The following is an 11,859-nucleotide window of genomic DNA, read 5'->3' as shown; positions in this document are numbered from 1 at the left end:
CGCCTCGTGGACCTTGGTGATCCCATTGACCACGCCGGCAATCCCGAAGGTGTCGTCATCCCGCCCCCATTGCTTTCCCGAAACCGAGAGGCCTGCGGCGGCGGTTCGGTCGATGTCAGTGAATTCATAGGGTTCGATATCGCCATTGGCGAAGCCGGCACGGGCAAAGAAACCAACATTGGGCATCAGTTGCTGTTCGAGGTTCATGCTGATGCCGCCTCGGCTCTGGTATTGCCGCACGGCCGCAATGTCGGCTGGGCCTCCCGTCACCGCGGCGAGCTGGATGGCGTCCTCGAAACTTCCCATCCGGCCTCGCGTCAGGAATCCGGTGACCGCGAGCTTGCCAGGCTGATCCCAAATGGAATATCGCCGCTCGATCTCACCGACCCACTGGAACTGCTCGAACCGAGAATCCAGGGTCGTCGTGTTCGGCGCGATCGAAAGGTCGAAGATACCTCCTCGCACGGTCCACTGACCTTGATACCACTCCGCGGCAGCGCCCACCGTATAGCCCCAGGCGTCCGCCGCGTAATCGAACGTTCCGGTATCGACGATCGACCAGTTCATGAAATCGTTGCGCGGATCGTGGGCGTATTTGTTGGTGTCGAAGATATCGGGTACGCCGATTTTCCCGACCGTGAACACCAGCCGATCCGACGTTTGTGTTCCGGAAAACTGGTTCTGCCCGGGCTCGACCTTCTGAACATCGCCGCCGAGGTTGATCGTCTGTCGCAGGAACGCCCGGTCGAGGCGTGTATAGGGATAGTCCGCGCCGACCTTGTAGGCCTCGCCGCTTGGGAAGCCGGCAACACCGACCGATCCGCTCAGTCCAAAACCCTGATCGAGTTCCGGATTGACCCAGGCTTCGGCACCCTGCCAGAGCCGGACACCCGCGTACAAGGTCACGTCGGCGGTCTCGCGGCCGATGTTCGGCGCCAGGCTGTTGGTGCCGCTGTAGGGGGCCCGAAACGGCGCGGCATACTGGTTGAGGTAGGTGGCCTGGCCGTGGAATGCGAAGTTGTCGGTCTCGAACGCGGACGGCCCCTTGGCCAGGAAGTCCGGTATCTCTGAACTATTTCCGATGTGGTAGTTGAGGCCGACCCGGATGCTTTGCATGGCGACGTCGGAGCTGTAACCCTGCGCGCCGACCGGGAACATCACGCCCAGGTGGCCAAACCCGGTCCACAGATATTCGGCTTTTGCGCTCCAGTTGCCGGTGACCGGAATCTCGATACCGGCCCCCGCTGCCCAACCCAATCGCCACATCAGCACCGTGTCCAGCGTCCCGGTGGGCGCCGAGCCGGCCAACGGCGAAGCGGCGAGCTGGGTCCGCGTCACCTGATCATAGGTCCACGCCAGCCCTCCCGTTCCATAGAGCAGGAAATGGTCGAACGCGTAACCGACGCGGGCCCGGGCGCTGCCGTACTGAATGACCGCCTCGCCATAGGCCACCTGGCCGGCCAAAGGCGAGGTCACCGTCTGGCTGCCGCGTACCGAATAGGGCACCAGCACGTCCGAATTCGGGGCGCTGACGTCGGCCTCGAAGCCAAGCAACACACGCGAAGGAAAAACGTAATTATATCCGCCCTGCAGTCCGACGGCATAGCTGCCGGTGCCGGCCATGAAATCGAAATTGAAGGGAAGGTTGAACGATCCATTCAACCCCGGGCCGCCGGTCGCGGGCGGGGTTGCGGACCAGTTCGAGGCGCCTCTGATCACGCCGACATTGGCACCGATGTACCAGCCGCTCCAATCGTAGCTCTTGGCGACCGGTATCTTGGGGGCCTTGGTGTAGGTCACCGGTGCCTTGACCGGAAGGCTTGCGGGAAGGTCGCCCGCGATCGCGGGGCCATGGAGGGCAAGCATGCCAAGCCCGACTCCGGCCAATACGCGCTCCCTGGATCGGCGGCGGCTCATCGCTGCAATCGCCGGCGCGGTGCCATCACGGAAGCGAAATGAAGCCATTGATCCTGTCCGTTGGGGGTGCCGATTTTCGACGGTCAATGACCAGACCAAACGGAGGCACAATTCATTCCTCGATTATTGCCAGTTATTGCAAATGATTTGCAAGTGCAAGTAATAATGCGGCTAAACCTGCTAAATGACATCGTCCAGTGACATCCGTGCAACATAGCGCTCTGAAATCGTCCGGGAAATTCCCAGGGAGGGCTCAGCCATTGGCCGAGCTGGCGTGCTGAACCTCCACGGTGACGTGCGACAGATCGGCAAACCCCGCCAGCCGCTGCCGGTAGTGCGCCGCCTCGTGGGGCCCGGTCGTGGCGACCGAGACGATCGCGCCGAGATGCCCCGGCCCGAGCCGCCAAAGATGCAGGTCGGTGACGCGGTCGCCCTCGGTTTCGATTACCTTGCGCACTTTCTCGGCCATGCGCGGATCCGGCATGCGGTCGAGCAAGATGCCGCCGGTATCGCGCAATAGCCCGAACGACCAGTTGGCGATCACAACCGCGCCAATGAGGCCGGCAAGAGGGTCCATCCAGAGCCAGCCGAACGCGCGCGCCATCAGTAGCCCGGCGATGACCAGGACCGAAACGCCGGCATCGGCCAGCACGTGAATGACCGCGGCCCGCATATTGTTGTCGCGGTGATGCGCGCCGTTGCCGTGATCTTGGCCGTGATCTTGGCCGTGATCGTGCTCTTCGAATTGCAGTTCGTGCTCGAGGTTTTGACCCTCTTGCATCAGGCGAACCCTGGCAACGAAGGCATGCGGCTCCGGAATCTCGTCGCGCGATTCCAGATATCCGTCGCGGGCCTCGAACGTGAAGTGCTGGTGGCGGCCATCCGGCCGGATGGTTTCGATGGTGATATCGGAAGCGGCCGGCAAGAGGGTGGTACCGGTCCTGATGCGAAACCGCGGCGGCACGTTGTCTTCAAAGACTTCGATTTCCAGAATACCGCGACCCAGGGTGATACGACGAGGTTGTTCGTCATGGTCGTGGCCATGACCGTGTGCGTGACCATGGCTGTGACCGTGATGATGGCCGCCGGATAACAACCACACGCTCGCGACATTGACCACGAGACCCAGGACCGCGATCGGGATCGCCTCGTTGAAGCTGATCGGAATCGGATTGAGCAGGCGCGAAACGGCTTCGTAGCCGATCAGCAGGGCAATCATCGCCAGAATGATGGCGCTGCTGTAGCCCGCCAGATCGCCGAACTTGCCGGTGCCGAAGGTGAAGTTGCGATCGTCAGCGTATTTGCGGGCGTAGGTATAGGCCAGCGCAGCCAGCAGCAGCGCGCCGGCATGGGTCGACATGTGCAATCCGTCGGCGATCAGGGCCAGCGAGCCGAATAGCGCGCCGCCGATGATTTCGGCGATCATCATGACGCTGCAAAGCACGATCACGGCCCAGGTCCGGCGTTCGGCTCTTTCATGGTCTGGGCCCAGAAAGACGTGATCGTGCGGCTGAACCTGGAAGATGTCGGTCATGATGCTCTCACTTGAGATAGGTATGGATCACATCGATCAGCTGGTCCGCGGCGTCGGCATTGAGCGCGCCGGGATTTTTCTCGGGATCGACGAGATGGGTGCGGATGTGGTCCTCGACCACCTCGGCCATCAGGCCGGCCACGCTGCCGCGAATGCCGGCGATCATATGCATGATGCGCTCGCATTCCGCCTCTTCGGTCAGGGCGCGCTCGATCGCCTCGACCTGGCCACGGATGCGGCCGACGCGCGCCAATAGCTTTTTTTTCTCTTTGATCGTATGGGCCATGGCCCATATAGGGTACCCCCCTATGCTATGTCAATCGATCAAATGTCGAGGCATCGGCGCGATCATTGAAATTATTTTCGGGATTCAAAAAGATGACCCGCCCGGGGGGATAACCGGGCGGGTCGGGTGCGACACGGGGGTGGATGAGGCGCCCGTGCCGGACGCAGGATCCACGCTCAGAGCGGTTTCGGGCGAAGGCCGGCCCGTTGCTGCGGGGCGAATGTCGGCGCGCGTGAAGGCTCTGGCTCAGCCGATCTCAATCGATCTCAGTAATTGCAGGTGCGAACGCGGCCCATGTAGTTGCCGTAGGCGTCGAACTGGCGAACCCAGCCGCAGCGGCGATAACCGTTGTAATAATAGCCGTCGTTGGCGGCGATCGCGCTGCCGACCACGGCGGCGCCGATCAGGCCGGCACCAATGCCCCAGCCGAAGCCCCTGGCTTCTGCCTGGGTGGTGGTGGAAGCGACGGTGCCGGTGACGGCGAGTGCGACGAGGGCGAGGGCCGCGATTTTCGATTTGATCGACATCAGAAACTCCATCCGGATTTGAGGCGGCCCGTTATGGTCCGCATATCCATTGGACGGAGCGACTTCGAATCCGGTTCGAATCGCGCTCGATTAATTCCGGGTCGTGATAGTTCGATCGCTACGATGGACGGTCAGGGCGACCGTCAGATCTTCGGGACGTTCGCCAGGGTTTGCAGGTCAAACCTGTCGACATCGGCGAGCAATTCACAAAACGCGCGCGCGCCGTGATCGAGCAGGCGTTCGCCTTTCTCCGCGGAGGCCTGCGTCGCATCGCCGACAGCACCGCTCGGGTGAAGGTCCTGGGCTTGCCATGCGAACGGCGCCGGCCGGTGCGGTGATAGCCAGCGATAGTCCTTTTCCATCGCGATCCCCGCCGGGCGAAAATCCGCGATCGCTTCAAGACGCACATGCTGCCGGTATCGGGCCAGCATGATCGAGGTCTCGACGGCGCCGCCATGGATGCCATGCTGTAATTCCGGCGCGGAAAAAAATCCCTCCGGCGCGCTGAGCCGGGACCAGCCGGTGGTGACGACGAGAAGCCCATGCTGCGCGCGCAGATCCTGCGCGACAAGGCTCATGGCCGCGCTGTTGCCGCCGTGGCTGGTGACCATCACCAGCTTTTTGATGCCGGCCCGCGCGACGCCTCCACCGAGCGCCATCCAGGCCTTCAGCGCAGCTTCGGTCGGGAGCGTCAGCGTGCCCGGATAGTCGGTATGCTCGGTGGAAATCCCGACCGGCTGGATCGGAAGGAAGGTTGCGGGAAGGCTGCCGGACAAAAGCTCGCGCACCCGCGCCAGATAGGCCTGCGCGATCATGACGTCGGTGCCGACGGGCAGATGCGGACCGTGCTGCTCGGTAGCCGCCAGCGGCAACACCGCAATCCATCGCGCCGCGGCGTCCCCGGCGAAATCAGGCCAGTGGATGTCGGTCCAGTCGCGGGGAGGAACGGTTGAAGTCATCGAACTAAAGGTTTCCTTAGAGGTTGCTTGGAAACGTTTCCTTGAAACGTTCCCTTGGACGAATGACAAGGTAGTTGTATTGGACGCCATCAGCGCCCCATCATGGGCCAGAATGATCGACGGAGTCCAACATGAACCCGGCTCTTTTGCTGCGAGCGTTAACGATCGGCCTCCTGGCCAATGTCTTGGCCGTTGTGATGTCCATGTCGCCCGGGCACGCCCAGACAGCACTGGATAAGGTCTCGTTCGGAACCAACTGGGTCGCCGAGGCCGAGCACGGCGGATTTTTCCAGGCCGTGGCCGACGGCACCTACCGGGCTTACGGGCTCGACGTCACCATCGTGCCTGGCGGTCCGAACAACAATAACCGCATGCTGCTGATATCGGGCAAGCTCGATTTCTTCATGGCCGCGAACACCCTGATGTCGCTCGATGCGGTCGTCAACGATGTGCCGGTGATCTCGGTCGCCGCCATCTTCCAGAAAGATCCGCAGGTCCTGCTGACGCATCCGGAGTCGAAGATCACCAAGCTCGAGGAACTCAAGCCACTGACGCTGTTCGTGTCCAAGGAAGGCGTTTCAAGTTATTTTCAATGGCTGAAGTCCGAATATGGCTTCAGCGAGGAGAAGGTCAGGCCCTACACGTTCAACTCGCAGCCGTTTATCGCCGACAAGCAAAGCGCGATGCAGGGTTACGTGACCTCGGAGCCGTTCGCGATCGAACAGAGCGCCAAATTCAAGCCGGGGATCATTCTGCTCGCGGATTATGGTTTCAACACCTACTCCACTTTGATCGAGACCCGCGGCGATCTGATCGACAAGAAGCCGGACTTGGTTCAGCGTTTCGTCGATGCCTCGATCGTCGGTTGGTACCATTATCTGTACGGTGACAACGCGCCCGCCAATGCGATGATCAAGAAGCTCAATCCGGAAATGACCGACGAACTGCTGGCCTATTCGATCGCCCGGATGAAGGAATATGGCATCGTCGATTCCGGCGACTCCCTGCGCGACGGCATCGGCGCCATGACCGACGAGCGGATGGCGAGCTTCTTCGACAAGATGGTGCGGGCCCATGTCGTGCGTTCCGACATCGACTATCGCAAGGCCTATACGCTTCGCTTCATCAACAAGGGTGTCGGCCTCGACCTGCGGCCAAAGAAATAGGACGCCACAATGTCCGAGCCCGCGGCCTTGTCCGAAACCGAGTCCGGAACAGGGGCTGATTCTGCCGGCCTTGCGGTCAGTCTGCGCGGTGTCACCAAGGTCTACGACAGCGGGGTGAGCGCGCTGGGGCCGTTCGACCTTGATGTGCGCAAGGGCGAGTTCGTGTCCCTGCTGGGGCCTTCGGGCTGCGGAAAGTCGACGGCGCTGCGCCTGATCGCGGGACTGAACGCGCCGACATCGGGCACGGTCCGCGTGTCCCGGCCGGCGGTCGAGGTGAGCGGAGGTCATTCGATCGGCTTTGTGTTCCAGGAGCCGACCTTGATGCCGTGGACCAATGTGCGGGAGAATGTGCGGCTGCCGCTGAAACTCGCGCATGTCCCGGCCGCGCAGGCCGATGCCCGTATCGATGCGGCGCTGGCGCAAATGGGGCTTTCCGAGTTTGCCGACGCTTACCCCCGCGAATTATCCGGCGGCATGAAGATGCGGGTCTCGCTGGCGCGCGCCTTGGTCACCGATCCGGATATTCTCCTGATGGATGAACCGTTCGCCGCGCTCGACGAGATCACCCGTTTCCGGCTCAACAACGATCTGCTGGCGCTGTGGCGCAATTTGCGCAAGACCGTCATCTTCGTGACCCATTCGGTGTTCGAGTCGGTGTATCTGTCGCAGCGGGTGGTGGTGATGACAGCGCGGCCCGGACGCCTCGGTGCCGAGATTCGCATCGACGTTCCCGAGCCGCGCGGCGAAGAGTTTCGTACCTCGGCCGATTATGCCGGCTTCTGCCGCCGGGTTTCGAACGCGCTGGTGCCATCCTATGCCGGGCAGCCCGGCGCATGAGCTCCTTGCAAGATCCGCCATTACAGGCTCCGCTGCTATCTGCCGGTCCCGCAACGCCTGACAGCCGCGCGCTGCGGCTGGTCCGGATCCTGCTTCCGGTCGCGGTGCTGGCGCTCGGCATCGCGGCATGGGAGCTCGTGGTGCGGCTCAACGATATTCCGCCCTATGTGCTGCCGGGTCCGTCAGCGGTATTCCGCACCCTGGTTGCGGACTGGCCGGTGCTGTCGCAATCGCTGCTGACCACGCTTCTGACCACGCTCGAAGGCTTCGCCGCCGCCGCGCTCGGCGGGATCGGCCTGGCGCTGCTGTTCAATCAGTCGAAATGGCTGGAATATTCGCTGTTTCCCTATGCGGTGATCCTGCAGGTGACCCCGGTCATTGCGGTCGCCCCGCTGCTGCTGATTTACCTTCCGCAGCAAACCGCGGTTATCGTCTGCGCCTGGATCGTCGGGTTCTTTCCGGTATTGTCCAACACCACGCTCGGACTGAATTCGGTGGATCGCAATCTGGCGGGCCTGTTCAGGCTTTACGGCGCGTCGCGGCTGCAGACGCTGTGTTATCTCAAATTGCCGGCGGCGCTGCCGTTCATCCTCGGCGGATTGCGGATCGCGGGCGGCCTGTCATTGATCGGCGCGGTGGTCGCCGAGATCGCCGCGGGCTCTGCCGGTGCGGGTTCCGGTCTGGCCTATCGAATTGCCGAATCCGGATACCGTCTCAACATTCCCAGAATGTTCGCCGCGTTGCTGTTGCTCTCCGCGGCCGGGATTGTCATTTATGGGCTGCTGGCGCTAACCTCGCATCTGGTGTTACGGCGCTGGCACGAGAGTGCGCTTGGAAAGGAAAACTGATGGGCGGAAATATTTCTTCGGAGAAGATCGATTTGCTGGTCTACGGGCCGACCAAGCCGATCGTCGACAATGGCTTTTCCGATCAGTTCATCCTGCATCCGTTTGAAACCAGGGGCGACCTCGACCGGCTCAGTCCGGCGGTGGCGGCGAAAATTCGCGGCGCCGCGGTCACCTACAGCACGGCCCGGTGCGACAGCGCCGTGATGGCGCTGCTTCCCAAGCTTGAAATCGTTGCCTCTTTCGGCGTCGGCTACGATCACGTCGATGCCAATTACGCCCGCGAGCACAAGATCGTCGTCACCAACACGCCGGATGTGCTGACCGAAGAGGTCGCGGATATCGCGCTCGGGCTGTTGATCGCCACCTTGCGGGAGTTCATCAAGGCCGATCGCTATCTGCGTTCCGGCCTCTGGATGACGCAGCAGTTTCCCCTCAGCGTCGGTTCGCTGCGGGATCGCAAGGTCGGGATGGTCGGCATGGGCCGGATCGGCCAGGCGATCGGACGCCGGCTGGAGGCGTCCCGCGTTCCCGTGGTCTATCATTCGCGCCATCCGGCGCCCGGGGTGTCGTACCAGCACTATCCCGATCTGATCGAGATGGCCAAGGCGGTCGATACGCTGGTGGTGATTGTCCCCGGCGGGCCTTCGACGGCCAAAATGGTCAACGCCGAGGTCATGAAGGCGCTTGGGCCGCGCGGCGTGATCATCAATGTCGCGCGCGGCTCGGTGGTCGATGAAGTGGCGATGATCGCCGCGCTGAAGTCGGGGGCCATCCTGGCCGCGGGGCTCGACGTGTTCGCCAACGAGCCGACGGTGCCGGACGAGTTGCGCGCCATGCAGAACGTAGTGCTGCTGCCGCATATCGGCTCCGCGTCGGTGGTGACCCGCAACGCCATGGATCAGATGGTGGTCGATAATCTGAAGGCCTGGTTCGCCGGCAAACCGCCGCTGTCGCCGATCGCCGAAACCCCGGTGACGGGCCGCTGATGCGAGGTCGCCTTGTCATCCGGCCTATCTTTCGGCTTGGCATCGCGGCTGCGGCGCTGCTGGCGTCGATCGTCGGCGCGCCGCAGGCCTTCGCGCAGGATGCCTCGACCCTGAAAAAAGACATGATCGGCCAGTGGGAGCTCTCGACCACCGAGCGCAGCAAGACCTGCGTGGTGACGCTGAAGAGCGATGCGACGCCGCAGGGCCTCAAGCTGGAACTGGAGCCCGCCTGCGCGGCGGCGCTGCCCTTCACGCGGGAGATCACGGCCTGGAATATCAGGGGGCTGGATATCGTGCGGCTGCAGGACGCCGCGGGGCAGGCGGTGATCGACTTTACCGAGGTCGAGAGCGGCATCTTCGAAGGCCTGCGCCAGGGCGAGGGCATTTACATTCTGCAGAATCTCGCCGCGGCGCGTTCGCTGGCCAAATCGATGGATCAGATGATCGGCGACTGGGCGATGGTTCGCGGTAACGGCCAGTCGATCTGCGGCCTGACCCTGACCAACACCGAAGCCTCGGCGGACAATTTCCAGGTCTTTCTCAAGCCGCGCTGCGACCCGGCGGTGACCGCGTTCGCGCCGACGCAGTGGCGGCTCGAGCGCGGTGAATTGCTGCTGCTGTCGGCCAATGGCGATGTCTGGCATTTTGAGGCCGACGATAACGCGCAGTGGCGGCGGGTGCCCGACGCCGCCGATCCGTTGATCATGCTGCGGCAGTAGGCTGGGGTGGCCGGCCGATTTGGCCTCCCGGCCGGTTGGTATTAGGCGTATTTTTTGCAAAACGGGTGTCGATCTGCCGCGGGCTGGTTCGTCGTCCTGGATAGCGAGACAGTTCCGCGGGGCATGACGCCGGCGGCTCGCCCCTGGAAGGAGCTCTCTGATGCGCTTCATGTATATCGTCAAACATCCCGGACCCTCAACGCAGCCACCCCCGGAAATGATGGAGGCCATGCACAAACTTGCCGACCGCGAGATCAAGGCGGGCCGGATGCTGGACAACGGCGGGTTGATGCCGGTCGCCACCGGCGCACAGGTGCGGATCGCCGACGGCAAGCTCAGCGTCATTGACGGCCCCTTCGTGGAAGCCAAGGAGGTCATCGGCGGTTACGCCATCTTCGAGCTGCGCGACAAGGAAGAGGCCGTGGCGATGGCCAGGGAATTCATGCAATTGCACCTGGATTTCATGCCGGGATGGGAAGGGACGTGCGAGGTTCGCGCGTTTGCCGGCCCTTGAGGCGGGCGTTCTGCAGCCAGGGATTCGTCCTGCGCGGCCGCCGGTCATGACGGCCGACGAGCGCGACCACGCGACGCATCGCACGATTGTGGCGGTCTGGCGGATCGAGCAGCCGCGGTTGATTACGGGTCTTTCGCGGATGCTGCGCGACGTGCCGCTGGCCGAAGAGTTGACACAGGACGCGCTGGTGGCGGCGCTCGAGCACTGGCCCACGGCTGGTGTTCCCGAAAAGCCCGGCGCGTGGCTGATGGCGACGGCCAAGCGCCGGGCGCTGGATCATCTGCGCCGCGTTCGGATGCTCGCGCGCAAGCACGAGATGGTCGCGCGCGAGATGGAGGCGGAGCAGCAGGCCGTGCCCGATCTGGACTCCGCACTCGACGACGACATCGGCGACGAGCTGCTGCGGCTGATCTTTACCGCCTGTCATCCGCTTCTATCGCGCGATGGCCGCGTCGCGCTGGCGCTGCGCATGATCTGCGGCCTCACCACCGAGGAGATCGCGAGGGCTTTCCTGCTGCCGGCCGCGACCATCGCGCAGCGCATCGTGCGGGCGAAGCGGACGCTGTCCGAATCCGGGTTGACGTACGAGACCCCGCGCGGCGAAGAGCTTTCGGAGCGGCTCTCTTCGGTGCTGGAAGTCGTCTACCTCATCTTCAATGAAGGCTACACCGCAGCACGCGGCGAGGAATGGTTGCGTCCCCAGCTCTGCAACGAAGCGCTGCGCATCGGCCGCGTCCTCACCACGGTCGCGCCGCTTGAGCCAGAGACCCATGGGTTGCTCGCCCTGATGGAGTTCAACGCCTCGCGTACGGCGGCGCGCACCGATGCGGCGGGCGAGCCCATCCTGTTGATGGATCAAAATCGGGCGCTGTGGGACCGGCTTCAGATCCGCCGTGGTGTGGAGGCGCTCGGCCGGGCGCGCGCGCTGGGCGGCGCGTGCGGCTTTTATGCCCTTCAGGCCGCGATTATCGCCCGCCACGCGGAGGCGAGCACGTCAGCCGATACCGACTGGCCCGGCATCGCGGCGCTCTATGCGGAATTGATGACGCTCGTGCCATCGCCGATCATCGAGCTCAACCGGGCGGTCGCCGTCAGCATGGTTGAGGGTCCGCAAGCGGGGCTCGCGATCGTGGACTGTCTAGCGGATGAGCCTGCGCTCAGGAACTATCATCTGCTGCCGAACGTCCGGGGCGACCTGCTCTACAAGCTCGGCCGCTTTGAGGAAGCCCGCGCCGCCTTCGAGGCCGCGGCGGTGCTGGCGGGCAACAAGCGCGAACAGGATTTTCTGAAGCGGCGGGCCGCCGAGGCGGCTGATGCGGTGGAGCCCCCACGCTAGATCAGCCTTAACCCCTTCAAGCTCGCGTGCCCATTCTTGCCGACGATGATGTGGTCATGCACCGAATCCCGATGAAATCGCGTTGTCCGCGATAAGAGTCTCAAGGATGTCGTATCTTCTGGAGGCTACAAGATTCGTCCGCGCGAGAAATCGCGGGAAGCAACCCTCGTCAGGGCGCGGTCTCCTCTCGTTGGTCGCTGGTCTGGAACGCGCGAACTAGATTTTTTCGA

General features: G+C 63.2%; 12 protein-coding genes. 7 read left to right on the top strand and 5 right to left on the bottom strand.

The window, feature by feature from the left end; all coding sequences use genetic code 11:
* The 5 genes from ABR948_RS22420 to ABR948_RS22400 all read right to left on the bottom strand — a co-directional run.
* Positions 1-1,965, bottom strand: a 1,965-nt coding sequence (locus ABR948_RS22420; protein ID WP_428122199.1) for a carbohydrate porin, incomplete at its 3' end; no start/stop codon positions are given.
* Positions 1,966-2,170: 205 nt separating this feature from the next.
* Positions 2,171-3,451 (bottom strand): CDF family Co(II)/Ni(II) efflux transporter DmeF, encoded by a 1,281-nt coding sequence (dmeF, locus tag ABR948_RS22415; RefSeq protein WP_428122197.1) that lies wholly within the window; start codon positions 3,449-3,451, stop codon positions 2,171-2,173.
* Between the two features lie 7 nt (positions 3,452-3,458).
* Entirely contained in the window at positions 3,459-3,737 is a 279-nt protein-coding gene (locus tag ABR948_RS22410) for a metal/formaldehyde-sensitive transcriptional repressor (protein WP_428122194.1), read from the bottom strand.
* A 266-nt stretch (positions 3,738-4,003) separates the two neighbouring features.
* The gene (locus ABR948_RS22405; protein ID WP_428122191.1) at positions 4,004-4,264 is read right to left on the bottom strand and encodes a hypothetical protein; all 261 of its coding nucleotides are present in this window, start codon (positions 4,262-4,264) and stop codon (positions 4,004-4,006) included.
* Positions 4,265-4,407: 143 nt separating this feature from the next.
* Complete coding sequence (locus ABR948_RS22400) at positions 4,408-5,223, bottom strand: creatininase family protein (protein ID WP_428122188.1); 816 nt, start codon at positions 5,221-5,223, stop codon at positions 4,408-4,410.
* Between the two features lie 131 nt (positions 5,224-5,354).
* Between ABR948_RS22400 and ABR948_RS22395 the strand changes: the two genes are divergently transcribed.
* The 7 genes from ABR948_RS22395 to ABR948_RS22365 all read left to right on the top strand — a co-directional run bounded on the left by ABR948_RS22395 (position 5,355) and on the right by ABR948_RS22365 (position 11,629).
* Positions 5,355-6,389, top strand: coding sequence for an ABC transporter substrate-binding protein (locus tag ABR948_RS22395; RefSeq protein WP_428122186.1), 1,035 nt, complete (start codon positions 5,355-5,357; stop codon positions 6,387-6,389).
* Positions 6,390-6,398: 9 nt separating this feature from the next.
* On the top strand, positions 6,399-7,226 hold the full coding sequence (locus ABR948_RS22390; protein WP_428122184.1) for an ABC transporter ATP-binding protein: 828 nt from the start codon (positions 6,399-6,401) through the stop codon (positions 7,224-7,226).
* The gene (locus tag ABR948_RS22385) at positions 7,223-8,074 is read left to right on the top strand and encodes an ABC transporter permease (protein WP_428122183.1); all 852 of its coding nucleotides are present in this window, start codon (positions 7,223-7,225) and stop codon (positions 8,072-8,074) included. Before ABR948_RS22390 ends, ABR948_RS22385 begins: the two co-directional genes overlap by 4 nt.
* The gene (locus ABR948_RS22380) at positions 8,071-9,060 is read left to right on the top strand and encodes a 2-hydroxyacid dehydrogenase (protein ID WP_428122201.1); all 990 of its coding nucleotides are present in this window, start codon (positions 8,071-8,073) and stop codon (positions 9,058-9,060) included. The genes ABR948_RS22385 and ABR948_RS22380 overlap by 4 nt, the downstream gene beginning before the upstream one ends.
* Complete coding sequence (locus tag ABR948_RS22375; protein ID WP_428122181.1) at positions 9,060-9,779, top strand: AprI/Inh family metalloprotease inhibitor; 720 nt, start codon at positions 9,060-9,062, stop codon at positions 9,777-9,779. The genes ABR948_RS22380 and ABR948_RS22375 overlap by 1 nt, the downstream gene beginning before the upstream one ends.
* 217 nt (positions 9,780-9,996) lie before the next feature.
* Positions 9,997-10,293 carry a YciI family protein gene (locus ABR948_RS22370; protein WP_428122178.1) on the top strand — a complete coding sequence of 99 codons (297 nt, stop codon included), beginning with the start codon at positions 9,997-9,999 and terminating at the stop codon, positions 10,291-10,293.
* A 46-nt stretch (positions 10,294-10,339) separates the two neighbouring features.
* Entirely contained in the window at positions 10,340-11,629 is a 1,290-nt protein-coding gene (locus ABR948_RS22365; protein WP_428122175.1) for an RNA polymerase sigma factor, read from the top strand.
* Positions 11,630-11,859: the final 230 nt, after the last annotated feature.

Source organism: Bradyrhizobium sp. (genome assembly GCF_050014615.1).
Lineage (GTDB): Bacteria > Pseudomonadota > Alphaproteobacteria > Rhizobiales > Xanthobacteraceae > Bradyrhizobium.
Note: the sequence above shows the minus strand (reverse complement) of the source record. Positions and strands in the feature narration are given on the sequence as shown.

Coding starts and splice junctions, on each gene's coding strand:
- dmeF (WP_428122197.1), bottom strand. CDS start 3,451: ATGACCGACATCTTCCAGGTTCAGCCGCACGATCACGTCTTTCTGGGC.
- ABR948_RS22410 (WP_428122194.1), bottom strand. CDS start 3,737: ATGGCCCATACGATCAAAGAGAAAAAAAAGCTATTGGCGCGCGTCGGC.
- ABR948_RS22405 (WP_428122191.1), bottom strand. CDS start 4,264: ATGTCGATCAAATCGAAAATCGCGGCCCTCGCCCTCGTCGCACTCGCC.
- ABR948_RS22400 (WP_428122188.1), bottom strand. CDS start 5,223: ATGACTTCAACCGTTCCTCCCCGCGACTGGACCGACATCCACTGGCCT.
- ABR948_RS22395 (WP_428122186.1), top strand. CDS start 5,355: ATGAACCCGGCTCTTTTGCTGCGAGCGTTAACGATCGGCCTCCTGGCC.
- ABR948_RS22390 (WP_428122184.1), top strand. CDS start 6,399: ATGTCCGAGCCCGCGGCCTTGTCCGAAACCGAGTCCGGAACAGGGGCT.
- ABR948_RS22385 (WP_428122183.1), top strand. CDS start 7,223: ATGAGCTCCTTGCAAGATCCGCCATTACAGGCTCCGCTGCTATCTGCC.
- ABR948_RS22375 (WP_428122181.1), top strand. CDS start 9,060: ATGCGAGGTCGCCTTGTCATCCGGCCTATCTTTCGGCTTGGCATCGCG.
- ABR948_RS22370 (WP_428122178.1), top strand. CDS start 9,997: ATGATGGAGGCCATGCACAAACTTGCCGACCGCGAGATCAAGGCGGGC.
- ABR948_RS22365 (WP_428122175.1), top strand. CDS start 10,340: ATGACGGCCGACGAGCGCGACCACGCGACGCATCGCACGATTGTGGCG.